Here is a 25161-nt window from a genome sequence, read left to right as displayed (position 1 = left end):
CCCCTTCGCGATGTCCGAGATGTCTGTCGAGATGCCCTGCCGCGTGCCCGGTCGGGATGCCGGCCCGGATGCCGTGCCGTGCGAGCCGTGCTGTTCCCCTCTCGGGATTCTGCCCGCGGACGGTCGTGACGCCTCAGAACGGGTAGGCGGCCGGGGTGGCGCGCACCGTGGTCCAGCGGGTTTCGGTGAAGGCGTCGAGGTTGGCGTCGCCGCCGAAGCGGGAACCGGTGCCGGAGTCGGCGAGGCCGCCGAAGGGCGCGATCGGTTCGTCGTTGACGGTCTGGTCGTTGATGTGCAGGAGGCCGGTGGGGATGCGGTCGGCGAGGTCGAGGGCGCGGGCGGTGTCCCGGGTGACGATGCCCAGCGCCAGGCCGTAGTCGGAGTCGCCGGCGAGGGCGACCGCCTCGTCCAGGGTGTGGAACGCGCGCACCGGCGCCACCGGGCCGAAGACCTCCTGGCCGTAGGCGGCGCTTTCGCCCACCGAGTCCGCGCCGTAGCCGGCCCCCGCGTCGGCCAGCACCGTCGGGCGGTAGAAGAGGTCGCGGTGCCGGCCGCCGGCCGCGATGCGCACGCCGGCCGCCGCGCTGCTGCGCACCAGCGCGTCGATCCTTTCGAGCTGGCCGCGGTCGATGACCGGGCCCAGGTGCACCTGCTCGCGGTAGGGGTCGCCGACGGCGAGCGAGTCGGCCTTGGCGGCCAGCCGCTCCACGTACTCGTCGTAGAGCGAGGCGTGCACGAGGTGCCGGCCGGCGGTCATGCACACCTGGCCCTGGTGGAAGAAGGACGCCCAGGCGGCGGTGGACATCGCGGCGTCCAGATCCGCGTCCTCCAGGACGAGGAAGGCGCTGTTGCCGCCCAACTCCAGGTGGGTGCGCTTGAGATGGCGGGCGGCCAGCTCGCCGACGCCGCGGCCGGCGGCGGTCGAGCCGGTGAAGGACACCACCCGGACCCGCGGGTCCTCGACCAGCGCCCGCCCGACGTCCGCGCCGCCGGGCAGGACGTGCAGCAGCCCCTCGGGGAGCCCGGCCTCGGCGAGGACCGCGGCGAGGGCGTGGCCGCCGCAGACCGCGGTGCGCGGATCGGGTTTGAGGACGACGGCGTTGCCCAGCGCCAGCGCGGGGGCGACCGAGCGGACGGCGAGGACGAGCGGCGCGTTGAAGGGGGAGATGACGCCGACGACGCCGGCCGGCACCCGGGTCGTGTACGACAGCCGCGGCGCCGCGGAGGGGAGCACCTGGCCGAGCGGGCGGTGGGCGAGCGCGGCGGCCTCGTAGCACTCCTCGGCCGCCGTGCGGGTCTCGAAGTCGGCCTTGCCCCGGATGCTGCCGCCCTCCCGGATGATCCACTCGCCGATCTCCGGTTCGTGCTCCCGGATCAGGTCGCCGGCCCGGCGGAGCACCGCGGCCCGCTCCGCGTACGGCGCCCGGGCCCAGGCGCGTTGTGCGCCGGCGGCGGCGACGGTGGCCCGCTCGACGTCCGCCGTCGCGGCGAGCGTGAAGCCGGCCAGCACCTCGCCCGTCGCGGGCTCGACCGCCTCGGCCGCACCACCGCGCAGGGAGCGCCAGTTCGTCGGATCGAGCAGGGCCATGGCGCCAACCTCCGAACTCGGACAGAAAGTTGATGGGTGAACAAGTGTAGAGGGCCGGTATTCCGCCCGCCGGCATTCCGTCCGTCGGCCTCCCGCCCGCCGGCCGCGCGCCGTCGGCGTGGCGCCGCCCGCCCCGCCGCGGGTCCGCCGGAACCGGCCCCCGGCGCCGGCGCGGCGGTTCAGCGCTCCAGTACGAGCGCCAGCCCCTGCCCGACGCCGATGCAGAGCGCGGCGAGCCCGGTGCCCGCGCCGAGGGCGGCGAGCTGGTGGGCGACCGCCCCGGCGAGGCGGGCCCCGGACGCGCCCAGGGGGTGGCCGATGGCGAGGGCGCCGCCGCGCGGATTCACCACCCACGGGTCGAGTTCCGGCCACTGGCCGATGCAGCCCAGCGCCTGGGCCGCGAACGCCTCGTTCAGCTCGAACGTCGCGATGTCGGTGAAGCCGCGGCCGGCCCGTTCCAGCGCGCGCCGGACCGCCTCCACCGGGCCCAGGCCGAACAGCTGCGGCTCGACGCCGGTCACCGCGCTCGCGCGGATCCGGGCCAGCGGCTCCCGCCCGGTGGCCCGCAGGCCCTCCTCGTCGACCAGCAGCAGGGCCGCGGCACCGTCGTTGAGCGGCGAGGAGTTGCCGGCGGTGACCGTGCCGCCGGCCGTGCGGAAGACCGGCTTCAGCTTGGACAGCGACTCCAGCGAGGAGCCCTCACGGATCGTCTCGTCCCGGCCGAGATCGACACCGGGGACCGGCACCACCTCGGCGTCGTAGTGGCCCTCCTGCCAGGCCCGCACCGCCTTCTGGTGGCTGGCCAGCGCGAAGACGTCCTGCTGCTCCCGGGTGATGCCGTGCTGATCGGCGATCAGCTCGGCGCCCTCGCCGAGCGCCACCGTCCACTCCGGGCGCATCCGCGGATTGACCATCCGCCAGCCCAGCGTCGAGGAGAACATCTCCTGATGGCCGGCGGGATAGGCCCGTTCGGGCTTGCGCAGCACGTACGGCGCGCGGCTCATCGACTCCACGCCGCCCGCGACCGCGATGTGCGCGTCGCCGTGCGCGATGGCGCGGGCCGCCTGGATGACCGCCTCCAGGCCGGAGCCGCACAGCCGGTTCACGGTCACCCCGGGGACGGTCACCGGCAGCCCCGCCAGCAGCACCGCCATCCGCGCCACGTTCCGGTTGTCCTCACCGGCGCCGTTCGCGTCGCCGAAGCAGACGTCGTCGATCCGCGCCGGGTCCAGGTCCGGGGTGCGGTCCACCAGGGCCCTCAGCACATGGGCGGCGAGATCGTCGGGACGGACCCCGGCCAGGGCGCCGCCGTACTTGCCGACGGGTGTCCGTACCGCATCGACGATGTACACATCCCGCAGACGTGGGTCGGTCATCAGGCACTGTCCTCGCTGTCCCGGCTCGGCGGTCGGCGGGCGGTACGAAGATCGCCACCCGTCGAACCGAGTCTTTGCCCGCCGGACTCCGCTGTCAACGGGGTCGCCGGTCATCCCCGTCCGCCGCGACGCTGCTGTCGGCGCCCTCGCCGCGGGCCTCGGGCCGCCCCGCGCCGAGCATGATCCGGCCACGGCCCGGCCGGGCCGCTCTGAGAGAGTGGGGGCATGAGCGAGTGCCGCGAGCGAGTCGTCGAGAGGTGCGCGCCCCGCGCGTGCGGGGCCGGGCGCAGCGAGGTACCGGCATGAGCGCGGCCCACCCCGGACCCGCCCCCACCGGTCACGTCGTCGTCATCGGCGCGGGCATCTCCGGGCTGGCGGCGGCGCACCGCCTGCTCGACGGCGGCGCCCGGGTGACCGTCCTGGAGGCCGCGGACCGGCCCGGCGGCAAGCTGCGCTCCGGCGAGATCGCGGGCGTGCCGGTCGACCTCGGGGCCGAATCGATGCTGGCCCGGCGGCCCGAGGCGGTGGAGCTCGCGCGCGCGGTCGGCCTGGGCGACCGCCTGCAGCCGCCCACCACCGCCACCGCCTCGCTGTGGACCCGCGGGGCGCTGCGCCCGATGCCCAAGGGCCACGTCATGGGCGTGCCCGGGGACCCCGGCCCGCTCGCCGCCGCCGGCGTGCTCTCCCCGGAGGGCCTCGCCCGCATCGAGGAGGACGTCCGGCTGCCGCGCACCGAGATCGGCGAGGACGTCGCCGTCGGCGAGTACGTCGCCCGGCGGCTGGGCCGCGAGGTCGTCGACCGGCTCGTCGAACCCCTGCTGGGCGGCGTGTACGCCGGCGACGCCTACAAGATCTCGCTGCGCGCCGCCGTGCCCCAGCTGTTCGAGGCCGCCCGGACGCACCGCTCACTGCTCGACGGCGTACGCAGCATCCAGGCGCGCGCCGCCACCGCGGCCCCGGTGACCGGAGCCGCCGCGACCGGCCCGGTCTTCATGGGCATCGACGGCGGCATCGGGACGCTGCCCGGCGCGGTCGCCGACGCGGTGCGGGCCAAGGGCGGCGAGATCCGCACCGGCACGCCCGTCACCGCGCTCCGGCGCACCCCCGACGGCTGGCACCTCGACGTCGCCGGCGGCCGGCTCACCGCCGACGCGGTCGTGCTCGCCACCCCCGCGCCCGCCGCCGCCCGCCTCCTCGCCGACGTCAGCGCGCCCGCCGCCGGCGAGCTGGCCACCGTCGAGTACGCCTCGATGGCCCTGATCACCATGGCCTTCCGGCGCGCCGACCTCGACCGGCAGCTGACCGGCAGCGGCTTCCTCGTCCCGCCCGTCGACGGCCGCACGATCAAGGCGTCCACCTTCTCCGCCAACAAGTGGGGCTGGCTCGGCGACGCCGACCCGGACCTCTTCGTCCTGCGCACCTCCGTCGGGCGGCACGGCGAGGAACGGGACCTGGCCCGGGACGACTCCGAGCTGGTCGCCCTCTCCCTGGCCGACCTGCGCGAGGCGGTCGGGCTGACCGCCGCGCCGGTCGCCTCCCGGGTCACCCGCTGGGACGGCGGGCTGCCCCAGTACCCCGTAGGACATCTGGAGCGGGTGGCCCGCATCCGGGCCGCCGTCGCCGGGCTGCCGGGCCTGCGGGTGTGCGGCGCGCTGTACGAGGGCGTCGGCATCCCGGCCTGCATCGCCTCCGCCCGCGGGGCCGCCGACGACATCCTCGGCACCCTGCGCCCGGCCACCGTCCCCGGCGAGTGAGAATGGACGACATGACAGACGCTTCCACTCCCGCTTCCGCGCCGCAGGCCCCCGCGGCGCCCGAGAAGGCTCCGAACGCCGGCAAGAAGGCCAAGGACCTCAACGAGGTCATCCGCTACACCCTGTGGTCGGTGTTCAAGCTGCGCGACGTCCTCCCCGAGGACCGCAGCGGCTACGCCGACGAGGTCGAGGAGCTGTTCGCGCAGCTCGCCGCCAAGGACGTGGTGGTCCGCGGCACGTACGACGTGTCCGGTCTGCGTGCCGACGCCGACCTCATGATCTGGTGGCACTCGGAGAGCTCGGACGCCCTCCAGGAGGCGTACAACCTCTTCCGCCGCACCCGGCTCGGCCGCGCGCTCGCGCCGGTGTGGTCCAACATGGCGCTGCACCGCCCCGCGGAGTTCAACAAGTCGCACATCCCGGCCTTCCTGGCCGATGAGCAGCCGCGCAACTACGTGAGCGTCTACCCCTTCGTGCGCTCCTACGAGTGGTACCTCCTCCCCGACGAGGACCGCCGCCGGATGCTCGCCGACCACGGCAAGATGGCCCGCGGCTTCCCGGACGTGCGCGCCAACACCGTGCCGTCGTTCTCGCTCGGCGACTACGAGTGGGTGCTCGCCTTCGAGGCCGACGAGCTGTACCGCATCGTCGACCTCATGCGTCACCTGCGCGGCTCCGAGGCGCGGATGCACGTCCGTGAGGAGATCCCGTTCTACACCGGCCGGCGCAAGCCGGTGGCGGAGCTGGTGGCCGGTCTGGCCTGACCTGTCGGCACGGAAAACGGGCCGCCCCCAGGGGCGGCCCGTTTCGGGTCGTGCGGGCCGGTCGAGCCCGCGGTCCGTCGCTCCGCGGTCTACTTCCCCGGCCGGGCGAGCTGCGCCCGGACCGCCTTCTGCCCCGGCACCGGCTCGGCACGCGGCGCGCAGTACACCCGGTGCGACGGGATCTTCCCCTGGAGCAGGTACGCCTCGGCGTACCTGGTCGCACAGGCGTTGTCGTTGAAGGCGACGCCGTGGGTGCCCGCACCGTTCTCGGTGACCAGCGAGGAGCCGGGCAGCCGGTGCTGGAGCTCCACCGCGCCCTTGTACGGTGTCGCCGCGTCCCGCTCGGCCGCCAGCAGCAGCACCGGCGGCAGCGCGCCGGGCTCGGTGTGCACGTCGAGGGGGCCGCGCGGGCCGTGCAGGGCCCCGTCCATGGCGGTCCGCGCGGCGTGGCCGGTGGCGTCCGCCAGCTCCTGCCCGTTGCCGTGTTCCGCCCGGCGGGCCGCCTGCTCGACACCGGCCTCGGCCGACTCCGACCGGTCGGGCCAGAACGCGCACGGCAGATTCATCCAGGCGTTGTCCCAGGTCTCGAACGGGGCGATGCGGGCGACCTCGGTGTTGTCCCGGTCCCAGGTCTGCCACGAACGCGGCCAGGGCCCGTCGTTGCACTCCACGGCCGTGTAGACCGCGTTGGCGTTCTCCTCGTCCCTGGCGCCGGACGACTGCGGCAGGGCCTGGGCGATCAGCGCCTTGGGGTCGCCGTGCAGGTAACCGGAGAGCGCCTCGGCGCGCATCGGCCAGAAGGCGTCGTTGTAGCCGGTCTTCAGGAAGGCCGACTGCAGCTGACCGGGGCCGATCTTGCCGTCGAGCGGGTCGCGGCGCAGCTTGGCGGCGGCCTGGTCGTAGGCCCGCTGCACCGCCTGCCGGGTCGCGCCGAGGTGGTAGTGGTCGTCGTGCTTGGCGACCCAGCGCAGCCAGTCGCCCCAGCGCCGCTCGAAGGCGATGTTCTGGTCGAGGTTGTTGCGGTACCAGATCTGCCGCGGCTCGGGGTTCACCACACTGTCGAAGATCATCCGCCGGACGTGGCCGGGGAAGAGCGTCGCGTAGACCGCCCCGAAGTACGTCCCGTACGAGGCGCCCATGTACGTCAGCTTCTTCTCGCCCAGCGCGGCCCGCAGCATGTCCAGGTCGCGGGCGTTGTTGACCGAGTTGTAGAACGGCAGGTCCGCCCCGGCCCGGCGGGCGCAACCCCGGGCGTACGCCCTCGCCTGGGCCACCTTCGCGCGCTTGAAGGCCGCGTCCGGGTGCATCCGGCTGTCGGTCGGGACCTTGGCGAACTCCTTGGGGTCCTGGCACGACAGCGGAGCCGAGCGGCCGACGCCGCGCGGCGCGTAGCCGACGAAGTCGTACGCGCGGGCCACCTTGCTCCACTTTGGCAGGCCGCCGTAGAGCGGGAACTCAAGGCTGGACGCGCCGGGCCCGCCGGGGTTGAAGACCAGGGAGCCCTGCCGTTCACCGGGCACGGTGGCGCGGATCCGGCTCACGGTGAGCTCGATCTTCTTGCCGTCGGGCCGCGCGTAGTCCAGGGGAACGGCCAGCTTGCCGCACTCGACGGACGCCGGCAGCTGCTCCACCGGAGCGCACCGGCCGAAGCCGATCCGGTGCGCCACGGGCGCCGGGGGCGCATCGGGCGCCTCCGTGGCACCGCCCGCCGGGGCGGTGGCGAGGGCGGTCACGATCAGCGACCCGATGGTGCCGTACAACGCAAGTGCTCTCACTGGCCGTCCCTTCGTGTTGTACATACAAAAGGGATATTTGGGTCGGTGGTTGGCGATGTAAAGCACCGGATGCCGGTGTCGGACGCTATGCCCCGGAAGAGTGGAGCGCCGCGCGCAGGGCGGGATCGGTGAGGGCCCTGGGTCCGTGGAGGGCAAGGGTCATCAGGGAGGCGAGAGGGGCGACAGGGGCGGGGGAGCTGGGGGTGAACGTGGTAAATCCGGGTCTGCCGGGCAGCCGTTCCTCGCCCGCGTCGGTCGCCCAGTCGCTGTACGGATGGAGCTCGAAGCGCGCCACCGCCAGCGTCCCCAGGGTGAGGATCAGCGGGAGCGTGAACCAGATCAGCAGCTGTCCCCGGTCCTCGCCGGCCGGCGCCGTCGCGTACGCCGCCGCGGCGCAGAGCAGCGCCAGCACCGTCGCGCCCTGCACCTGGCGGACGGCGTTGCGCAGACCACGGGCCGCGGCGGGCAGTGCGAGCCCGGCGGCCACCAGTCGGTCGCCGACCGCCCGCACCGCCTCGTCGGCCACCAGGGCCTCCCGTATCGCCGGTATCCGGCGCTGCCCGTCCGGGCCTATGGCGCTGAGGGTGGCCCGCTCGACGGGGTCCTGGCCGACCGGATCGACGACGGTGGCCCAGCCGGTGTGGGCGAGCAACAGGCGCCGCTGCTGCGCCATGAGCACCAGCACCACATCGGCCAGCCGGTGCGGGCCGCCGGAGAGATACGCCATCTCATACAGCGTCAGACCCGCCGCGGAGCCGTCCGGGGCGGCCGTGTCCGGGACGGGGGCGGGTGCCGGCCGCGGGGCCGGGCCGGTGGCGCGGGCGACGGCCACGGCAGCACGGCAGAGCTGCGCACAGCTCAGCGCCGCCGCCACGCAGGCGACGAGGAGGAAGAGGAGCCACATGGCAGATTTTTACGGGATGAGACATGACAATCGCCATTCGTTTCTCAACATGCGGGCGCGGGCGTGGACGAAGTCGTCGGGGCGCCGCCCGTCGACTGTCGCCGGGCCCGCCCGGCGGTGACGGTCGCCTCCAGCCGGACCGGGTCCGCCCGCCGCGCCCGCCGCGGTCGCCGGCGGCATCCGGGCTCAGCCGCCGCCGCAGCCCGAACCGCCCCCGCAACTCGATCCGCCGCCGCACGACGAGCCACCGCCACATGACGAACCGCCCCCGCACGACGAACCGGCGCCGCAGGACGAACCGCCGCAACTCGATCCGGACCCACCGTCCGACGAGCCGCACCAGGAACCCCCGTCCCCCGACCCCCCACCGGAGTCGAAGCCGGACGACGAGCCGCCGGACGACGAGGACCCGGCGCCCGAGGCGGCCAGCGCGCTCGCCCGGTGCGCCTCCTCGAACTGCTGCCGCAGCAGCTCGTCCGCGAGCAGCGCGGTGCCGCCGAGCGCCACCACCAGCCCGGCGGCCTGCCACGCGCCGCCCACGTCCCCCTGGGGGTGGGCCGCCCGCGCGGAGCGCAGCGCCGCGGAACCCGCCCTGGTGATCCGGCGCCGGAACGCCTTCCGGCACAGCGACCCCACCACCAGCCCACCGATCAGCGCCGGCAGGATCATCACGACCGTCTGCCCGTCGTTCCCGTCGTCGCCGGGCACCGAGAGCACCATGCCGACGACGAAGAGCACCCCGCACGCCGCCTGGTGCGCCCGCGCCCACAGGAGCCAGCCCCGGCCGAGCCGCGGGTGACGCATCAGGCCCCGCGCCGCCAGCCGGTCGCCGACGTCCTGGACGGCCGGGCTGCGCATCGCCTCGGCGCGCAGCGCGGCCAGCGCCCCGCCGGGCGTCCGGGCGACCGCGTCCAGCACGGCCGCCTCGACCGCGTCCCGGGCGGTGGCCTGACGTACGGTCACCACGCCCGGGCCGCCCACCGCCAGCCGGCCGTCCTCGTGCATCCCGGCGACCGCCGCGTCCACCACCCGCGCCGGGCCCCCGGCGAGGAAGGCCGTCTCCCAGACGTCGTGCGCCAGCGCGTCCGCCCGGCGGACGGACGGCGTCCGCAGCCGGAGCACGACCGTGCCGATCACGAGCACCAGCGACGAGACGCCGAGCCCCAAGTACACCCACTCTGCGAAGGACATCCCGGTCACCTCCGCCGCAGAACGCTGCGCAGGACGTCGTGCAGGCCGTCGCACAGGGCGCGCGTCAGACGGGTGACGGGCCGGGAGGACGGCGGCCGGGGGCCCGCCCGGTCCCGCCACCAGCGCGTCAACTGCTGCCGCGCGGCCGCGTCCGCGGGCAGGTCCTGGGCGAGCAGGTGCGCCGCGAAGTCCAGGGCGTCCTGGCGGTAGCCGCCGCGCATCGGACGGCCACGGGCGTAGCCGAGGAACGCCGTCCGGTAGTCCGCACCGAGGATCACGGGCAGTTCGGGCGCCACCTTGGCGACCACCGAGGCCCGCTTGGCGGTCAGCGCCTGGCTCTGCACCTGAAGCCGGGTGCGGTCGAAGCCCTCGGGCGCCGGCGTCCCGGCGACCAGCGCGGACAGCAGCGCGGCCTGCGCCAGGGCGAGCCGCTGACGAGCGGCGTCGGTGCCGGCGTCGGCACCGGCGTCCGTGCCGGTGGCGGGTGTCCGGGAGGAGGGCGCCCCGGCTGCGGACGACTCACGTACGGCCGTCTCGGGTACGGCCGTCTCCGGTACGGACGGTTCCGGCAGGGACGACTCCACTGCCGGGGTCTCCCGTACGGGCGCCTCCCGTACCGCCTCAAGCCGCGTACGCATGACGGGCCTCCCTCAACACCGTGCGGATCGCGTCCAGTTCGCCGGCCAGCTCGGGGCCCTCCGGGAAGTCGTCGTCCCGTTCCAGCAGCACCCCGGGCGGGGTGACGCGGGCACACAGCGCGGCGAGCACGTCCAGCACCGGCTGGGTCACCGGGTGGGCGTGGCTGTCGTGCCACACCCCGTCCCGCTCCACCCCGCCCGCGACATGGACGTACGCGATGGCCTCGACCGGCAGCTCGTCCAGCGCGACGGCCGGGTCCTCGCCCCGGTTGACGTGGTTGGTGTGCAGGTTGGCGACATCGATGAGCAGCCGCACACCGGTCCGCTCGACCAGCTCGGACAGGAACTGGCCTTCGGTCATCTCCTCGCCGGGCCAGTTGACCAGGGCGGCGATGTTCTCCAGTGCCAGCGGCACCGGCAGCGCGTCCTGGGCGATCCGGACGTTCTCGCAGAGCACGTCCAGCGCATCCCGGGTCCGCGGTACGGGCAGCAGGTGCCCGGCCTCCATCACCGGCGAGGCGGTCAGCGGCCCGCCGGCCCGTACGAACGCGATGTGCTCGGTGACCAGCGGCGCGCCCAGTGCCTCGGCGCGTTCCGCGAGGGCGGTCAGCCGGCCGGGGTCCGGGCGGTCCGCGCCGCCGAGGCCGAGCGAGACCCCGTGCGGCACGACGGTCGTGCCGCGCTCACGCAATTGCTGCAGGGCGGGCGGGAGATGGCCCGGACAGAGGTTCTCCGCCACCACCTCGACCCAGTCCACCCCCGGCAGTTCCGCGATGTCTGCGGCGATTTCCGGCCGCCAGCCGATCCCCGTCCCCAGGCGCTCCATGCCTCCCCCTCTCGCTCCGTGGTCGGGGTACTCATCGCCCCGTCGCGACGGAACGAACCCCGCACCGGCCGGGTTCAGAGCTTGATTTGAGCTTCCCCCGCGGTGCCGCACACCGCCGCGGCCCGTCAGCGGGCGGTCTCGAATCCGACCGCGGCGCCCAGCGCGAGCAGCACTCCGCCGGTGGCCTGATCGAGCCGCCGGCGGACCCCCGGCCGCTGGAAGACGGCCCGCGCACGGTGCACCGCGACGGCAATCCCGCCCAGCCACAGCACGCCCAGCGCGGCATGCACGGCGACCAGCAGGACCGTGGTCGCGACGACCGGCGCGCCGTGCGGGATGAACTGCGGCAGCAGCGAGATGTAGACCACCCCGACCTTGGGGTTGAGCACGTTGGTGAGCAGTCCGGTGCGGAACGCGCGCAGCGGCGTGACCGAGCCGGCGGACGAGTCCGGTGCCACGGTGCTCTCGTGGGGGGCACGAACGTGGGCCGGGGCGGCGCTGTCGGCGCGCGCGGGGCGAAGCCGCCGGGCACTGCGCAACGCCTGTACCCCGAGCCACATCAGATACAGCGCACCGGCCACCCGCAGGGCGTGGTACGCCGCCTGCGACGCCGAGAGCATCGCCGTCAGCCCGACCGCACCGGCCAGCCCCCAGACGAAGCACCCGGCGGCTATGCCGAGCGCACTGCACAGCGCGGCGCGCCGCCCCGAGCTGAGCGCGGTCCGCAGCACCACGGCGAAGTCGGGTCCGGGGGAGACGGTCAGCAGGGCGGCCACGGCGGTGAAGCCGACGAGTGAGGTGAGCATGGCGCAACGGTATGCGCAGTGGCGGGCACTGCGGAGAGCCCGGGCACTGCGGAAAGCACGGGGGCCAGGAAGAGCCGGGCGTCGCTCCCGGACGGGGGAGTGGGCGGGCCGGGCCGGGCGTGACTCCGGGCCGGATGTCGTTCAGCCGCCCTGCGGGCCCTCGTACGGCAGTGCCCCGCGCAGTGCGGGGTGGTCCGCGACGACCGTGCACGAGCCCGGTGCGATCTCCGTGAACCCGGCGTCCCGCACCACGGGCAGCCCGCTGCGGGTCAGCGCCGCCCACTCCGCAGGCTCCGCCGAACGGACCGCCAGCGCGAAACCCGTCCCGCGCCAGGCCGCCCGTTCCTCCTCGGACAGCTCCCACCACGCCAGCTGCGCGCCGTGGCCGACCTGCGCCATCTCCTTGCCCGCCGACATCTCCAGCTCCGGATTGAGCCACAGCACCGGAAGCCCGTCGGCGGGCGCCTCGGGCGGAAGCGGATCGTCCAGCTCCGTGCCGGAGACCTGGAGGCGCGCCAGTTCCTTCGGCCAGCCGTCGAGCGGCACCGGGGGGAAGACCCGCACCTCGGCGTCGCGGCCGCCGACCGTGATTCCCGGGAGCGCCTCGGCCCGCCGCCACTCCGCGCCGCGCGCCCGCCGCACCACCTTCCGGATCCGGGCGTCCTGCCAGTCCCGTACCGCCTGGGCCCACTCACCGTCGCCGGCCGACCGCTCGTCGGCCAGCAGCACCAGCACCGCCCGCGCCGCCGTCTCCAGCGCATCCGTACGCGCCGGCGGCTCGGCCCGCTCGATCCGCGCGACGAGCGGCAGCACGAACTGGGGCGCCGCGTCCCGGTCGGTCTCTTCGTGCCGGAACGGGCTGCCGGTGCTGTTGCCGGGCTCTCCGGCGGTCTCGGTGCTGGTCACTCGCCCAGTCTGCCAGCCGCCACCGACAACGCCGGGCCGGGACCGGCGCCCGCCCGAGGCCACCGGCCGACGGCTTCCGCCCGGCAAGCCACGGCCACCCGGCCGGGACCCAACCGGCCGGCGGCCAACTTCCCACCTCCGTCGTGGCGTTGGCGCGTTGGCCGTGCCGTACGCGTTCCCCCTGCGCGCCCGCGCGGGGATGTCGCACCACGCGTGCCCGGGCGGGCGCCGTCCCGCCGCCCCGGCTACCGTCGGCGCCGGGACGCCAGGAGACGCCGGGGGGCGTCAGGACACGGGCTGGGGAGGTGCCGGAGTGCCGGATGTGGCGCCGGCCATGAGGCTGGACGGGGTGGGGCGGCGCTACGGGGTGCGCGGCCCCTGGGTGCTGCGGGACGTACACCTGGAGGTGCCCCGAGGGGCGCTGCTGCGGGTGGAGGGGACCAACGGCAGCGGAAAGTCCACCCTGCTGCGGCTGCTCGCCGGCATCGACCACCCCAGCACCGGCCGCATCACCGGACGCCCGCGCAGCGCGTACGTCCCCGAACGCTTCCCGGTGGCGCTGCCGTTCACCGCGGTCGGCTACCTCACCCACCTCGGTCGCGTCCACGGCCTGCGCGGCGCCGAAGCCGCCCGCCGCGCCGCCGAGTGGCTCGAACGCTTCGGCGCGGCCGGACACGCCCGTACGCGGCTGGCCGAGCTGTCGAAGGGCACCAGCCAGAAGGTCGCCGTGGCGCAGGCGCTGCTCGCCGAGCCCACGCTCCTGGTGCTGGACGAGGCATGGACCGGGCTGGACCGCGGCGCGCGCGAGGTACTGGACCGCGCGGTCGCCGAACGGGTCGCGGACGGCGGCACCGTCGTCTTCGTCGACCACGATCCGCAGCGGCTGGCCGGCGCGGCCGACGCCAGCTACCGGGTGGCGGAGGGGCGGCTGCTGCCCCACGAGGCGGCCGGGCCGGCAGCCGGATCGGAGACCGCGACCGGCCCCCGCGTGATCATCGAGGCCGAGGGCGCCCCGGGCGCCGTACCGCCCGTCTTCGCCGGAGCGCCGGGGCTGCCCGGTGGCCCGGAGATCACCCCGGGGCCGGACGGTACGACCCGGCTGACCGTCGCGGCCGTCCACTCCGACGCGCTGCTGCGCACCCTGCTCGCGGCCCACCCGCCCTGGCACATCCGCTCGCTGACCCCTGCCGCACCCCGGACCCCGACCCCTCCGAGCCCCGCGCCCACCTCGGGATCACGCCCGGACGCCCACTCGGAGGCCCACCCCGATTCCACTTCCACTTCCGCTTTTACTTCCACTTCCGCTTCCGACTCCGACGAGGCGCCGCTTCCGTGATCGCTCTTCTCCGCTACCAGGCAGCGCTGTTCATCGGCTCGCACCGCTGGCTGCCGCCGGTCATCTTCCACGCGGCGTTCCTCGCCGTCGGTATCCAGAGCGGTGGCCCGATCCTGGACGCGTTCGGCTGGGCCGCGGGAGGCTTGCTGCCGGTCGCCGTATGGCTCACCCGCGTCTGCGTCACCAACGAGCCCCCGGCCGCCCGCAGTTGCACCGCTGCCGCCGCCGGGCCGGGCCGGGTGCACCTCGCGTCCGTGCTGACCGCGGCCGGTGCCGGGGTGCTGCTCGCGCTCCTGGGAGCGCTGGTGGTGCTGCTGCTGTCCGACCCGCACTCCGGTGACCACCGCGTCGCCGTCCCGGTCCTGCCCGCGACCGTCGCGGGGCTGCTCGCCGCGCTGGCCTGCCTGCTGCTGGGCACCGCGATCGGCACGCTGTGCAACTGGCCGGTCGTACGCAACCCGGGCTGGGGCATCCCCACGGGACTGACCGCCGCGCTGCTGCTGCTCGTCCTCGGTGCGTCGCCCGCCAACGCCGCCGTCACCGGCCTGGTCACCGGCTCCGCCCACGGCACCGTCAACACCCCCTGGCTCCCGCTCGCCGCGACCGTCGCGATCGCCGCCGCCACCACGGCAGCCGCCTGCGCCCTCACCTCCCGCCGCACTTGAGCGCCGGCCCCCGCCCGCGCACGTGCCCGCCCCGGTGTCCTGCGTAGATCGCGGCTTTCCCGGCCTACGCACCGCTCACCCAGCACTTGCCCCGTCCGCCTTTCCCGTGTCATGGACGCTTCGCCGATCCGCCGCCCTCGCGGGCTCATGGATGCTTCGCCGATCCGCCGCCCTCGCGGGCTCATGGATGCTTCGCCGATCCGCCGCCCTCGCGGGCTCATGGATGCTTCGCCGATCCGCCGCCGTCGCCGGCTCATGGACGCTTCGCCCATCCGCCGCCGTCGCCGGCTCATCGGCGCTCCCCCCGCCCCCTCCCCCCCTCCCCCTTCGGGGGAGGGGGCGGGGGGTGGGTTCGGGGGTGGGGGGGGAGGCACCGGCGTACGCTCGACACCATGTCCGGCACCCACGCCCGCCCCGCCCCCGCCCCCGCGCCCCGCCCGTACCCGGGCCCCACGGCACCCACGGCCCCCACCGAGTGCTACGCGGACCACGACGCGACGAGCACCGCGACGCCGGTCACCGCAACGCCCGGCAACGAGACGCCCGGCACCGTGACGCCCGGCAACGAGACGCCGGGCACCGCAGCGACCAGCAACGCAGCGCTCAGCAACGAGACGACCAGCAACGCAGCGCCCGGCACCGCAGCGCTCAGCAACGCGACGACCAGCACCGACGCCGCCTCCCCGCCGGCCGACTGCCTTCAGTGCGGGGAGCCCACCGAGTACCCGGTCGAGCAGCCCGGCATCGTGCTCTGCCCCGTGTGCGAGTGGCAGGAGGCCCAGCGCTCCGCCTGCTCCGGCTGACGCGGCGGTGCCGGGCACCGCGCCCGGCCGTACGCAGGCAGTTCCATCCGCCCGGCGCCGGGCCCCCGCCCCGGGGTCCGCGTCAGGGCACCCGCCTCAGTGCCCCCAAGGACCCGTCACGGCGAACGTCGTGCCCGGGGTGTAGCAGTTGACGTACATGGTGCGGTGGTCGGGGGCGAACGTCACGCCCGCGAACTCGCCCCATTCCGGCTTCTCCGGGGTGCCGATGTTCTGCCGGCCGCGCGCCATCGCGTAGACCTCGCCGCGGCGGGTGAGGCCGAAGACGTGCTGGGCGCCGTCGCCGTCCTCGCAGACCATCAGGCCGCCGCTGGGGGCGAGGCAGATGTTGTCGGGTGACTCGCCGGGCAGTTGGAGGTCGCTGTCCGGGCCGAAGACCACGACTTGGGTGAGCCGGCGCCGTTCGGGGTCGTACTTCCAGACCTGGCCGTAGTGGTCGGCCGCCGAGCCGGCGGCGCGGTGCGCGAAGCTGGAGACGAAGTAGACGCAGGAGCCGCCCCAATAGCAGCCCTCCAGCTTCTGCGCGTGGGTGATGCCGCCGGGGCCGAAGTCCTGGAAGCGGACGGGGGTGTGGCGGGCCAGCGGGTCGGGGACGTCGACCCAGGTGACGCCGTCGAAGGTGGTGCCCGGCTGCTGGACGGTGGACAGGTCGGGCACGCCGGGGACCCGCAGCGCCTGGAGCCGGCCGCCCGCCCGCAGGGAGCCGCGGCCGCCCAGCGGCTTCTCCGGCAGGAAGCGGTAGAAGAGGCCGAAGGGCTTGTCGAAGGCGTCCTCGGTTTCGTAGACCGTGCCGGTGCGGGGGTCCACGGCGATCGCCTCGTGCTGGAAGCGGCCCATCGCGGTCAGCGGGACGGCGCCGGTGCGCCGCGGGTCGTACGGATCGACCTCGAAGATGAAGCCGTGGTCCTTGGTGTAGTTCTCCTCACCGGCCCGCAGCTCGGTCTCCTCGCAGGTCAGCCAGGTGTTCCAGGGGGTGGGGCCGCCCGCGCAGTTGGTGGAGGTGCCGGCGATGGCGACCCGTTCGGAGCGCACGGTGTGGTCCGGGCCGAGCTCCAGCGCCGTACAGCCGCCCTCGCCACCGGGGTCGTAGGTCAGGTCGCGGACCCGGGGGACGGCGGAGCGGGAGTTCGTACGGTTCTCGTGGTTGCGGACGAGGTACGTGCTGCCGCGACGGCCGGCGGAAGCGGGTGAGCCGGGAAAGGCGGCCATGCCGTCGCAGTTGCTGGGCACCTTGCCCTCCCCCGAGCGCAACGGGTCGCCCTCCTTGGAGAGGACCTTGTAGCGGAAGCCCTTGGGGAGGTCGAGCAGGCCGTGCGGGTCGGGGACCAGCGGGCCGTAGCCGCGCCGTCCCATGCTCTCGGCGGTCGCGGTCCCCGCGAAGAGCTCCGTGAGGCTCCCGGCGAAGGCGAGGGACACCACCGACGCGCCGGTTCTGGCGAGGATCTGACGTCGTGTCGCGGACATGGGCAACTCCCTGTTGGCGGACAGGTGACGTGACCCGCTCGTGTGTACCACGCACCCGGCCCGGCGGGAACCGGGCGGCGCGCCGGGGCGCCACCCCGTGTCGCTCTCGGGTGCTCGCTCAGCCCCCGTCCGCCGCGCCGCCGGTGCCGCCGTGATGGGCGACCAGGGGCAGGAAGATGTCGTCGACGACCGCCGTGACGGCGGCCTGCGACGGCGCTTGACGGGTGATCAGCATCTCGCCGGCCACCAGGGAGACCGGCAGGGTGGCGACCCGGGCGGGGATACGGGACGGGTCGGTCTCCCCGCGCCGGGCCGCGCGGTCGAGCAGCTCCGCCATGGCGCCCCCGTCGTCGCCGCGGGACCGCTCCGCCAGGTAGTCGTCGAGGTCGGTGCCGCGGGAGCGGCTGTCGGTGAGCACCTCCAGGACGGGCGTGATCTCCGACAGGCGGGCGGTGATCTGGCCGAGCAGGGCGAGGACGTCGGTCCGCAGCGCCCCGGTGTCCGGCACCGGCGGCGGCAGCGGCGGCGTCCGGTGGCGCAGCGCGGCGAGGACCAGGTCGCGGCGGTGCGGCCAGCGCCGGTAGAGCACGGTCCGGCTGGTGTGGGCGCGGGCCGCCACGCCCTCGTAGGTCAGCTCCTGGTAGCCGACGGCGAGCAGCTCCTCCCAGGTGGCGTCGAGCAGGGCGGCTTCCAGTGCGGCACCCCTGCGGCGGCGTCCCGGGGGCGGTGGCCCGCCGTTTACCTCTTTAGACACGCCATGTATCTTACGCTCCAGATAAGATACGCGGCGAACCTTAAGGAGCGCGATGCGCGGCAAGGGAGTGCAGTACGACACCGGAACGTTCCCCAACGGCGACACCAGCCGCCCGGAGTTCGACCCCCGCGTCGTGGCGCGGGAGATGCGGATCATCGCCGAGGACCTGCACTGCAACACCGTCCGCATCACCGGCGGCGACCCCGAACGGCTCAGCGTGGCGGCCGAGTTCGCGGTCGCCGCCGGGCTGGCGGTCTGGTACTCGCCGTTTCCCTGCGAGATGACCGAGCAGGAGATGCTGCCGTACTTCGTCGAGTGCGCCGACCGCGCGGAGGCGCTGCGCCGCGGCGGGGCCGACGTCGTGCTGGCGACCGGCTGCGAGCTGAGCGTGTTCGCCCGCGGCTACCTGCCCGGCGACACCTTCAGTGACCGGATGGAGTCGCTGAAGGCCGCGCCGGAGGTGCGGCAGGCGGCGCTCGCGCCGATCCCGGAGCGCCTCAACGCCTACCTCCACGAGGTCGTACGGACGGTCCGGCCCCGTTTCGGCGGCCCGATCGGCTACGCCTCGATCCCCATCGAGCACATCGACTGGACGCCGTTCGACGTGGTCGGCGCCGACGCCTACCGCAGCACCCGCAACGCCGACAGCTACCGCGCGGACCTCAAGGAGCTCTTCGTGCCCGGCAAGCCGGTCGTGATCACCGAGGTGGGGTGCTGCACCTTCCGCGGCGCCGGCGACCTCGGCGCGGCCGGCTGGCTGGTGGTCCAGCCGGACGGCACGGTCGAGCCGGGGATCGTACGGGACGAGGGCGAGCAGGTCCGCTACATGGACGAGCTGCTGCCGCTCTTCGCGCAGGAGGGGGTGGACACCACCTTCTGGTTCAGCTTCGCCGGGTACGCGCTGCCGCACCGCGACGACCCGCGGACCGACGCCGACCTGGGCTCGTACGGGATCGTCAAGATGCTCGACGGCGTGCCGGCCCGGGCCTACCCCGGTATGCCCTGGGAGCCGAAGGAGGCGTTCCATGCCCTGGCCCGGCACTACCGGGGGGCCGGGGACCCGGCCGGCCCCGGCCCGCTGGGCGGGTCCTAGACGGCGCTCTCGACCAGCGGCTTGGCGTCGCGGGCCAGGGCCGTCAGCCGGGAGATCGCCCGGAAGTACTTCTTGCGGTACCCGCCGCGCAGCATCTCCTCGCTGAACAGCTCGTCGAACGGCTTGCCGGAGGTCAGGACGGGCACCTCGCGGTCGTAGAGCCGGTCCGCGAGGACCACCAGCCGCAGCGCGGTCGACTGGTCGGGTACCGCCTGGACGTCGGTGAGGCAGACCGCGTCGATGCCGTCGCACATGGCGCCGTAGCGGCTGGGATGCACCCTCGACAGGTGCTCCAGGAGAGAGGGGAAGTCGTCGAGCGAGGCACCGGGGGTGCGGTACGCGGTGCGGGTGACGGTCTCGTCGTCGTACGGGGCGGGCGCCTCGGGCAGGCCGCGGTGGCGGTAGTCCTCGCCGTCGATGCGCAGCGGGCGGAAGTGCGCGCTCAGGCCCTGGATCTCGCGCAGGAAGTCGGCGGCGGCGAACCGGCCCTCGCCGAGCTTGCCGGGCAGGGTGTTGGAGGTGGCGGCCAGCGCCACCCCGGCGTCGACCAGCTTGCCGAGCAGGGTGGAGACCAGCACCGTGTCGCCGGGGTCGTCCAGCTCGAACTCGTCGATGCACAGCAGCCTGTGCTCGCTGAGCGTGCGGACGGTCTGCTGGAATCCGAGCGCGCCGACCAGGTTCGTCAGCTCGACGAAGGTGCCGAACGCCTTCCGCTCGGCCGGGGCGGGGGCGGCGTGCCACAGGGAGGCGAGCAGGTGGGTCTTGCCGACGCCGTAGCCGCCGTCCAGATAGACGCCGCGCGGGCCCTTGGGGGCCGCCGGCTTCTTGGCGAACCAGCGGCGCTTGGCGGTGCCGGCGGACGCCCCCGCCTCGATGGTGTCCGCGAAGTCGCTCAGGACCTGGACGGCCTCGGCCTGGCTGGGCTGCGCGGCGTCCGGGATGTAGGTGTCGAAGCGGGCGCCCTGGAAGCGCGGCGGCGGCACCATCTCGGCGACCAGGCGGTCGGACGGGACGTGCGGGGCGCGGGCGGTGAGCGCGGCGGGCACGGTGTCCTCCCCGGCGGCCGGGGATCCGGCTATCGGGTCGGGCTGCGGGGAAGCGGGCTGGGAAGGTGACACAGCGCTCCAGCCTATCTCCTCGGCGGTATCCGCCGGTCCGCCGGGCGAGGCATGTCACACTGCCGCCATGCGACGCCTGTTCCCCCTTCCCGCCCAGCCCGCGTCCGCCCCCGGCGGCAGCAACTCCGAGGTCACGGCCGCCGGCCCCGCCGACCGGGAGTGGACGCTCACGGAGCTGGCCGACGCGTACGCGTATCCGGCGCCGGACGACCCGGCGCTCTCGGGGCAGGCCGGATGGCTGCGGGCCAACATGGTGTCCTCCGTCGACGGCGCGGCCCACCACGAGGGCCGCTCGCAGCCGCTGTCCTGCGCCGCCGACATGCGGATCTTCGGGGTGCTGCGCGGACTCGCGGACGCGGTGGTCGTGGGCGCCGAAACGGTCCGCAAGGAGGGCTACCGGCCGGCCCGCGCCCGGGAGGCGTTCGCCGCGCGCCGGGCCGCCGCCGGACAGGGCCCGGCCCCGGCCATCGCCGTGGTCACCGCGGGCCTGGGGCTGGACTTCACGCTGCCGCTGTTCACCGAGCCGCTGGTGCCCACCGTCGTCCTGACCGGTGCGGGCGCGTCGGCGGACCGGGTGGCCGCGGCCCGGGCGGCGGGCGTCGAGGTGGTGTTCGCCGGCGAGGGGCTGGGCGTCGACCCGGCCCGGGTAGCCGGGGTGCTGGCCGAGCGCGGGCACACCCGGTTGCTCACCGAGGGCGGACCGATGCTGCTGGGGCAGTTCGCGGCGGCCGGCGCGCTGGACGAGATGTGTCTGACGCTGGCTCCGGTGGTCGCGGTGGGCGCGGCGCCGAGGATCATGAACGGGCCCGCCGTCCCGGTTCCCGAACGATTCGCTCTGGCGTCCGTATTGGAGGACGCCGGGTTCCTGTTCACTCGTTACCGTCGGTCCTGAAATCAGCGGAATTATCTGTTCCGCTTAGCTTCCTTTGGGCACACTAAAACCCAACAGTCCCGTGTGGCGACGGGGCAGGATGGTTTCTGTCGGGCGCCGCGCAACGTGGCGTCCTCAAGAGAAGAAGGGCGTCCGTCGTGTTCACGAGCGTATTGATGATCGAGAAGCCTCTGACGCCCGCGGACGTGGAGTTCGTGACCACCCTGCACGGTGACGACCCGCTCTCGTTCGTCGTCCTCATGCAGCCTCGCGGCAAGCAGGACGTACTGCTGAGGGCCATCGACGACGTCGCCCTCGGCGAGTTCGACGACGCCGTCAGGGAGGGCGAGGAACCGGCCGGCGCGCAGGCGGAGGCCCCCGCCGAGGTGGCGCTGGCACACACCCTGCAGGCGCTGCGCGACGCGGGCGCGCAGGCCATCGGCCAGGTGGTCGAGGACCATCCGCTGGACCTGCTGCGCTCGGTCGTCGACGAGACCGGCGCGGACGAGGTGATCGTGCTGACCGCCCCGCACTTCGTCGAGGAGTTCTTCCACCGGGACTGGGCCTCCCGCGCCCGCCACAAAGTGGGCGTCCCGGTCCTCAAACTCTTCTCGCACGCGGCGGACGACCAGCCCCAGGGGACGGCCGGGGGCTGACCGCCGCCGGCGTCACGGACGGGCGGCCCCCACCGGACCCAGCCGCCCGTCCCGCACCTCCGTGATCCCGTCCGCCGCGTCCAGGTGCGCGTGGTCGTGGGTGACCAGCACCGTCGCGGTGGCGCGCTGACGGGTCAGGGCGAGCAGCAGCTCGATGACGGCCGCGCCGCGCTCGTGGTCCAGGGCGCTGGTCGGCTCGTCCACCAGCAGCACCGCGGGCTCGTTCATCAGCGCCCGGGCGATGTTGATCCGCTGCCGCTGGCCGCCCGACAGCTGGTGCGGCCGCCGGTCCGCCTGGGCCTCCAGGCCGACCGCCGCCAGCAGCTCCCGGGCCCGCCCGCGCGCCTTACGGGGCGAGCGGCCGTCCAGATGGGCCATCACCTGGAGCTGCTCGGCGGCCGTCAGGGAGGGCAGCAGATTCGGCTGCTGGAAGACGGTGCCGACACTCGTGCGGCGCAGCGAGGCCAGCTCCGCGGGGGCGAGCCCCGTGGTGTCCGTGCCGTCGATCACCACCCGCCCGCGGTCCGGGCGGATCAGCGTCGCGGCGACCGCGAGCAGGCTGGACTTCCCCGACCCGGACGGCCCGATCACCGCGGTCAGGCACCCGGCGGGCACGGTCAGCGAGACGTCGTCCAGCGCGGTCAGCCGCGCCTCGCCGTCCGGGTAGGTGAGGGTGACATCGGTCAGTTCGAGGCTCATCGGGCACTTCCCAGGGCGGTCAGCGGGTCAACGGAGGTGATGCGGCGGATGGCGAGCGCGGCCCCGACGGCGCCCAGCGCGATCATGATCAGCGCCGGGAACAGCAGGGTGGACGGGTCGAGGACGAACGGCACGGTGCCGCCGACCGCACCCCCCACCCCCGCCGCCAGGGCGGTGCCGAGGCCCGTACCGAGCACCAGCAGGACGACGGCCTGGCCGAGCGCGTCGCGCAGCAGCCAGCCGGTCGAGGCCCCGAGCGCCTTCAACACGGCGACGTCACCGCTGCGCTGGATGGTCCACACGGTGAAGAACGCGCCGATGACCAGCGCGGAGATCGCGAACAGGAACCCGCGCATCAGCTCCAGCGAGCCGTGCTCGGCGGCGTACGAGCCGATGGCCTCCAGCGCGTCGTCGAGGGTGACGGTCTTCGTGCCGAGCCGGTGGTCGGCGGACGCCAGATCGGCCGCCGGGGTGGTGTTCAGGGCGAGCACCGTGGCACCCACGGAGGAACCGGCACCGCCGGCCTTCGCGGGAGCGCCCGACAGCGCCCGCCAGTCACCGGACGACGTCCAGACCACCGGGGTGTGGCTGTACATCGCCGTGCCCGCCACCGCCGCGACCCGGACCTCGTGCCCGCCCAGCGTGAGCCGCGACCCGGCCCGCACGCCGAGCGCGGTGGCGGCCTTCCCGGACAGCACCACGGCACCGTCGGCGATCCGCGGGTCCGGCGCCAGCGGCGACCCGGGGCGGACCCCGAACGCCGACACCGCGGCCGTCCGCCCGCCGGCCCCGGCCTTCGTCGTCGCGATCCCCAGCGGCTCGGCGCTCCGTACGCCCGGCACCCGCGCCCAGTCCCGTACGGTCCCCTCCGGCAGCCGCGAATCGGCGAAGGCGACCTTGGCGTCCCCGGCGGGCGCCGAGAAGACCAGGTGATCGGCGGGCAACCCGGTGACGGCTGAGGTGTTCTCCCGGCCCAGGCCCGCCGTCAGGCCGGACAACAATCCCACCAACACCGTGATCAACACGATCACGGTGCCCATCAGGGCGAACCGCCCCTTGGCGAACCTCAGGTCTCTCCAGGCGACGAACACGGGCTTGGCCATCCTCGGATCGGGGCGCCGGACCCACTGCCCGGCGGCTCGCTCCCACCGTCGCCTCCCGGCCGGGTCCCGGGCATCGCGCCGCGGAGGGGTTCCCCGGCGTCGAAAGGTGCGGCCCGGCATCAAACCTTCGGTTGATGCCGCAGGTCGGACGGGCCCTTAGCCTGAAGAGGCCGTGACCGAAGAAGACGTGACCGCCCACTCCCTGACCCCCGTCCTGCGGGTCCTGCGCAGCTGCCTGCATCTGATGGTGGCCGCGCTGCTCACGCTGGCGTCCGTCCGCGCGGTCGTGGACGACGCCCCGCACGCCGCGGCCGTGCCGCTCACCGCCGCCGTGCTGTTCGCGGTGTACGCCGTCGGCCCCCGGCTGCCCCGCCTGCGCACCTCCACCGGTGCCGCCGCGCTCTGGCTGGCCGCGGTGGCCCTCGTCTGGCTGGTGCTGCTCGCGCTGACCCCGGACGGCGTCTGGCTGGCCTTCCCGCTCTTCTTCGTCCAGCTGCACCTGCTGCCGCTGCGCTGGGCGCTGCCCGCCGTCGTGGCCACCACCCTCGCCGCCATCGCCGGTTTCGCCTGGCACACCCACGGCCTCAGCGTCGGTACCGTCCTCGGCCCCGCCCTCGGCGCGGCCGTCGCGGTGGCCGTCGTCCTGGGCTACGAGGCCCTCTACCGGGAGAGCGAACAGCGCCGCCGCCTCATCGAGGAGCTGACCGCGGCCCGCAGCGAACTGGCCGCCGCGGAACACGCCGCCGGTGTGCTCGCCGAGCGCGAGCGGCTGGCCCGCGAGATCCACGACACCCTCGCCCAGGGCCTGTCCAGCATCCAGCTGCTGCTGCGGGCCGCCGAACGGGTCCTGCCGCAGCGTCCCGAGGCGGCCCTCGGCCACGTCCGGCAGGCCCGTACGGCCGCCGTCGACAACCTCGCCGAGGCACGCCGGTTCGTCCGCGCGCTGAGCCCGCCCGACCTGGAGACGGGGTCGCTGCCCGCCGCCCTGGAGCGGCTGTGCGCCACCACCGCCCGTACCTCCGGCCTCGCCGTGCACTGCCAGGTGTCCGGCGCGCCGACCCCCCTGCCCACCCCGCACGAGGTCGCCCTGCTGCGCATCGCCCAGTCCGCGCTCGCCAACACCGTCCAGCACGCCGCGGCCGCCCGCGTCGAGCTGACCCTCAGCTACATGGACACCGAGGTCGCCCTGGACGTCGTCGACGACGGCGCCGGATTCGTCCCGGCCGACGTGCCCGCACCGGGCTCCGCACGGGCCGGCGGCAGCGGCTTCGGCCTCGCCGCGATGCGCGCCCGGGCCCGCGCCCTGCAGGGCACCCTCGTCGTCGAGTCCGCCCCGGGGGAGGGCACCGCCGTCGCCGTCACCCTGCCCTGCGCCGCGGCGCCCGCCACCCCGGAGGCCACCTCGTGACCGCGTCCCCCGTCCGGCTGCTGCTCGCCGACGACCACCCCGTGGTGCGCGCCGGACTGCGCGCCGTGCTGGAGACCGAACCGGACTTCGAGGTGGTCGCCGACGTGCCCACCGCGGAGCGGGCGGTCGAGCTCGCCGCCGGCGGCGGCTTCGACGTGGTCCTCATGGACCTGCAGTTCGGCGGCCGGATGCTGGGCTCCCAGGCCACCGCCGCGATCACCGCCCGCCCCGACGCGCCCCGCGTGCTGGTCCTGACCACGTACGACACCGACGCCGACATCCTCGCCGCCATCGAGGCCGGCGCCACCGGCTACCTCCTCAAGGACGCCCCGCCGGAGGAGCTCGCGGCCGCCGTGCGCACCGCCGCAGCCGGCAAGTCCGCGCTCGCGCCCACCATCGCGCTGCGCCTGATGGACCGGATGCGCACCCCCGCCACCGCCCTCTCCCGACGGGAGACCGAGGTGCTCCAGCTCGTCGCCGACGGCCTCTCGAACGCCGCGATCAGCAAGCGGCTCTTCCTCAGCCAGGCGACCGTCAAATCCCACCTTGTCCACATCTACGCGAAGCTGGGTGTGGCCTCCCGCACGTCCGCGGTCGCCGCCGCCACCGCCCAGGGGCTGATCCGCCGCTGAAAACCGGCGCGCC

Annotated in this window: 22 protein-coding genes and 1 pseudogene; 10 read left to right on the top strand and 13 right to left on the bottom strand. The window is 74.9% G+C overall.

Features of this window, described 5'->3' with window-relative positions; genetic code table 11:
• Positions 1-133 precede the first annotated feature (133 nt).
• Positions 134-1588, bottom strand: coding sequence for an aldehyde dehydrogenase family protein (locus tag SL103_RS26130; protein WP_069571373.1), 1455 nt, complete (start codon positions 1586-1588; stop codon positions 134-136).
• A 179-nt stretch (positions 1589-1767) separates the two neighbouring features.
• Positions 1768-2964 carry a thiolase family protein gene (locus SL103_RS26125; protein ID WP_069571372.1) on the bottom strand — a complete coding sequence of 399 codons (1197 nt, stop codon included), beginning with the start codon at positions 2962-2964 and terminating at the stop codon, positions 1768-1770.
• Between the two features lie 302 nt (positions 2965-3266).
• On the opposite strand from SL103_RS26125, the gene hemG reads away from it, so the two are divergent.
• Together hemG and hemQ are read left to right on the top strand one after the other, a co-directional pair.
• Positions 3267-4718 (top strand): protoporphyrinogen oxidase, encoded by a 1452-nt coding sequence (gene hemG, locus SL103_RS26120; RefSeq protein WP_069571371.1) that lies wholly within the window; start codon positions 3267-3269, stop codon positions 4716-4718.
• 11 nt (positions 4719-4729) lie between these two features.
• Entirely contained in the window at positions 4730-5482 is a 753-nt protein-coding gene (hemQ, locus tag SL103_RS26115; RefSeq protein ID WP_069574119.1) for a hydrogen peroxide-dependent heme synthase, read from the top strand.
• An 89-nt stretch (positions 5483-5571) separates the two neighbouring features.
• On the opposite strand, the gene SL103_RS26110 is transcribed toward hemQ, so the two are convergent.
• From SL103_RS26110 to SL103_RS26085, 6 genes and pseudogenes are all read right to left on the bottom strand, one after another.
• Positions 5572-7281, bottom strand: a complete 1710-nt coding sequence (locus SL103_RS26110) for an alpha/beta hydrolase (protein ID WP_397779067.1) — start codon at positions 7279-7281, stop codon at positions 5572-5574.
• A 61-nt stretch (positions 7282-7342) separates the two neighbouring features.
• Positions 7343-8161 (bottom strand): TIGR04222 domain-containing membrane protein, encoded by an 819-nt coding sequence (locus SL103_RS26105; protein ID WP_069571369.1) that lies wholly within the window; start codon positions 8159-8161, stop codon positions 7343-7345.
• Between the two features lie 186 nt (positions 8162-8347).
• Positions 8348-9352 (bottom strand): TIGR04222 domain-containing membrane protein, encoded by a 1005-nt coding sequence (locus tag SL103_RS26100; protein WP_069571368.1) that lies wholly within the window; start codon positions 9350-9352, stop codon positions 8348-8350.
• Between the two features lie 5 nt (positions 9353-9357).
• A pseudogene (locus SL103_RS38415) lies at positions 9358-10816 on the bottom strand (DUF692 domain-containing protein).
• 125 nt (positions 10817-10941) lie between these two features.
• On the bottom strand, positions 10942-11622 hold the full coding sequence (locus SL103_RS26090; RefSeq protein ID WP_069571367.1) for a LysE family translocator: 681 nt from the start codon (positions 11620-11622) through the stop codon (positions 10942-10944).
• Between the two features lie 141 nt (positions 11623-11763).
• Entirely contained in the window at positions 11764-12528 is a 765-nt protein-coding gene (locus SL103_RS26085; protein ID WP_069571366.1) for an aminoacyl-tRNA hydrolase, read from the bottom strand.
• 334 nt (positions 12529-12862) lie between these two features.
• On the opposite strand from SL103_RS26085, the gene SL103_RS38410 reads away from it, so the two are divergent.
• The 3 genes from SL103_RS38410 to SL103_RS26070 all read left to right on the top strand — a co-directional run bounded on the left by SL103_RS38410 (position 12863) and on the right by SL103_RS26070 (position 15332).
• Entirely contained in the window at positions 12863-13864 is a 1002-nt protein-coding gene (locus SL103_RS38410; RefSeq protein ID WP_079146300.1) for an ABC transporter ATP-binding protein, read from the top strand.
• Positions 13861-14529, top strand: a complete 669-nt coding sequence (locus SL103_RS38405) for an ABC transporter (protein WP_069571365.1) — start codon at positions 13861-13863, stop codon at positions 14527-14529. The genes SL103_RS38410 and SL103_RS38405 overlap by 4 nt, the downstream gene beginning before the upstream one ends.
• Positions 14530-14921: 392 nt before the next feature.
• The gene (locus tag SL103_RS26070) at positions 14922-15332 is read left to right on the top strand and encodes a hypothetical protein (protein ID WP_069571364.1); all 411 of its coding nucleotides are present in this window, start codon (positions 14922-14924) and stop codon (positions 15330-15332) included.
• A 96-nt stretch (positions 15333-15428) separates the two neighbouring features.
• On the opposite strand, the gene SL103_RS26065 is transcribed toward SL103_RS26070, so the two are convergent.
• Together SL103_RS26065 and SL103_RS26060 are read right to left on the bottom strand one after the other, a co-directional pair.
• Entirely contained in the window at positions 15429-16814 is a 1386-nt protein-coding gene (locus SL103_RS26065) for an alkaline phosphatase PhoX (protein ID WP_069571363.1), read from the bottom strand.
• A gap of 118 nt (positions 16815-16932) precedes the next feature.
• Positions 16933-17568, bottom strand: a complete 636-nt coding sequence (locus tag SL103_RS26060) for a TetR/AcrR family transcriptional regulator (protein WP_069571362.1) — start codon at positions 17566-17568, stop codon at positions 16933-16935.
• Positions 17569-17620: 52 nt separating this feature from the next.
• Between SL103_RS26060 and SL103_RS26055 the strand changes: the two genes are divergently transcribed.
• On the top strand, positions 17621-18661 hold the full coding sequence (locus SL103_RS26055; protein WP_069571361.1) for a hypothetical protein: 1041 nt from the start codon (positions 17621-17623) through the stop codon (positions 18659-18661).
• Here the strand turns inward: SL103_RS26055 and zapE are convergent.
• A complete protein-coding gene (gene zapE, locus SL103_RS26050; RefSeq protein WP_208869956.1) occupies positions 18658-19779 on the bottom strand; it encodes a cell division protein ZapE in 1122 nt (373 codons plus the stop codon). The genes SL103_RS26055 and zapE overlap by 4 nt on opposite strands.
• Positions 19780-19846: 67 nt before the next feature.
• Between zapE and SL103_RS26045 the strand changes: the two genes are divergently transcribed.
• Together SL103_RS26045 and SL103_RS26040 are read left to right on the top strand one after the other, a co-directional pair.
• Positions 19847-20671 (top strand): pyrimidine reductase family protein, encoded by an 825-nt coding sequence (locus tag SL103_RS26045; RefSeq protein ID WP_069571360.1) that lies wholly within the window; start codon positions 19847-19849, stop codon positions 20669-20671.
• Positions 20672-20826: 155 nt separating this feature from the next.
• Complete coding sequence (locus SL103_RS26040; protein ID WP_079145980.1) at positions 20827-21306, top strand: indole-3-glycerol phosphate synthase; 480 nt, start codon at positions 20827-20829, stop codon at positions 21304-21306.
• Positions 21307-21318: 12 nt separating this feature from the next.
• On the opposite strand, the gene SL103_RS26035 is transcribed toward SL103_RS26040, so the two are convergent.
• Together SL103_RS26035 and SL103_RS26030 are read right to left on the bottom strand one after the other, a co-directional pair.
• Positions 21319-22005 carry an ABC transporter ATP-binding protein gene (locus tag SL103_RS26035; RefSeq protein WP_069571358.1) on the bottom strand — a complete coding sequence of 229 codons (687 nt, stop codon included), beginning with the start codon at positions 22003-22005 and terminating at the stop codon, positions 21319-21321.
• Positions 22002-23096, bottom strand: coding sequence for an ABC transporter permease (locus tag SL103_RS26030; protein WP_069571357.1), 1095 nt, complete (start codon positions 23094-23096; stop codon positions 22002-22004). The genes SL103_RS26035 and SL103_RS26030 overlap by 4 nt, the downstream gene beginning before the upstream one ends.
• A 184-nt stretch (positions 23097-23280) precedes the next feature.
• Between SL103_RS26030 and SL103_RS26025 the strand changes: the two genes are divergently transcribed.
• Together SL103_RS26025 and SL103_RS26020 are read left to right on the top strand one after the other, a co-directional pair.
• Positions 23281-24516 (top strand): sensor histidine kinase, encoded by a 1236-nt coding sequence (locus SL103_RS26025; RefSeq protein ID WP_244304046.1) that lies wholly within the window; start codon positions 23281-23283, stop codon positions 24514-24516.
• A complete protein-coding gene (locus SL103_RS26020) occupies positions 24513-25148 on the top strand; it encodes a response regulator (protein ID WP_069571356.1) in 636 nt (211 codons plus the stop codon). Before SL103_RS26025 ends, SL103_RS26020 begins: the two co-directional genes overlap by 4 nt.
• Positions 25149-25161 lie beyond the last annotated feature (13 nt).

This window comes from Streptomyces lydicus, from assembly GCF_001729485.1.
Lineage (GTDB): Bacteria > Actinomycetota > Actinomycetes > Streptomycetales > Streptomycetaceae > Streptomyces > Streptomyces lydicus_D.
This window is presented reverse-complemented; position numbering and strand designations above follow the sequence as displayed.

Bases quoted from the DNA above. Each gene is read 5' to 3' on its own strand.
- SL103_RS26045 (WP_069571360.1), top strand. From the start codon at position 19,847: ATGCGACGCCTGTTCCCCCTTCCCGCCCAGCCCGCGTCCGCCCCCGGC.
- SL103_RS26125 (WP_069571372.1), bottom strand. From the start codon at position 2,964: ATGACCGACCCACGTCTGCGGGATGTGTACATCGTCGATGCGGTACGG.
- hemQ (WP_069574119.1), top strand. From the start codon at position 4,730: ATGACAGACGCTTCCACTCCCGCTTCCGCGCCGCAGGCCCCCGCGGCG.
- SL103_RS26090 (WP_069571367.1), bottom strand. From the start codon at position 11,622: ATGCTCACCTCACTCGTCGGCTTCACCGCCGTGGCCGCCCTGCTGACC.
- SL103_RS26035 (WP_069571358.1), bottom strand. From the start codon at position 22,005: ATGAGCCTCGAACTGACCGATGTCACCCTCACCTACCCGGACGGCGAG.
- SL103_RS26055 (WP_069571361.1), top strand. From the start codon at position 17,621: ATGCGCGGCAAGGGAGTGCAGTACGACACCGGAACGTTCCCCAACGGC.
- hemG (WP_069571371.1), top strand. From the start codon at position 3,267: ATGAGCGCGGCCCACCCCGGACCCGCCCCCACCGGTCACGTCGTCGTC.
- SL103_RS38410 (WP_079146300.1), top strand. From the start codon at position 12,863: ATGAGGCTGGACGGGGTGGGGCGGCGCTACGGGGTGCGCGGCCCCTGG.
- SL103_RS26105 (WP_069571369.1), bottom strand. From the start codon at position 8,161: ATGTGGCTCCTCTTCCTCCTCGTCGCCTGCGTGGCGGCGGCGCTGAGC.
- SL103_RS26070 (WP_069571364.1), top strand. From the start codon at position 14,922: ATGTCCGGCACCCACGCCCGCCCCGCCCCCGCCCCCGCGCCCCGCCCG.
- SL103_RS26130 (WP_069571373.1), bottom strand. From the start codon at position 1,588: ATGGCCCTGCTCGATCCGACGAACTGGCGCTCCCTGCGCGGTGGTGCG.
- SL103_RS26065 (WP_069571363.1), bottom strand. From the start codon at position 16,814: ATGTCCGCGACACGACGTCAGATCCTCGCCAGAACCGGCGCGTCGGTG.
- SL103_RS26110 (WP_397779067.1), bottom strand. From the start codon at position 7,281: ATGTACAACACGAAGGGACGGCCAGTGAGAGCACTTGCGTTGTACGGC.
- SL103_RS26040 (WP_079145980.1), top strand. From the start codon at position 20,827: ATGATCGAGAAGCCTCTGACGCCCGCGGACGTGGAGTTCGTGACCACC.
- SL103_RS26100 (WP_069571368.1), bottom strand. From the start codon at position 9,352: ATGTCCTTCGCAGAGTGGGTGTACTTGGGGCTCGGCGTCTCGTCGCTG.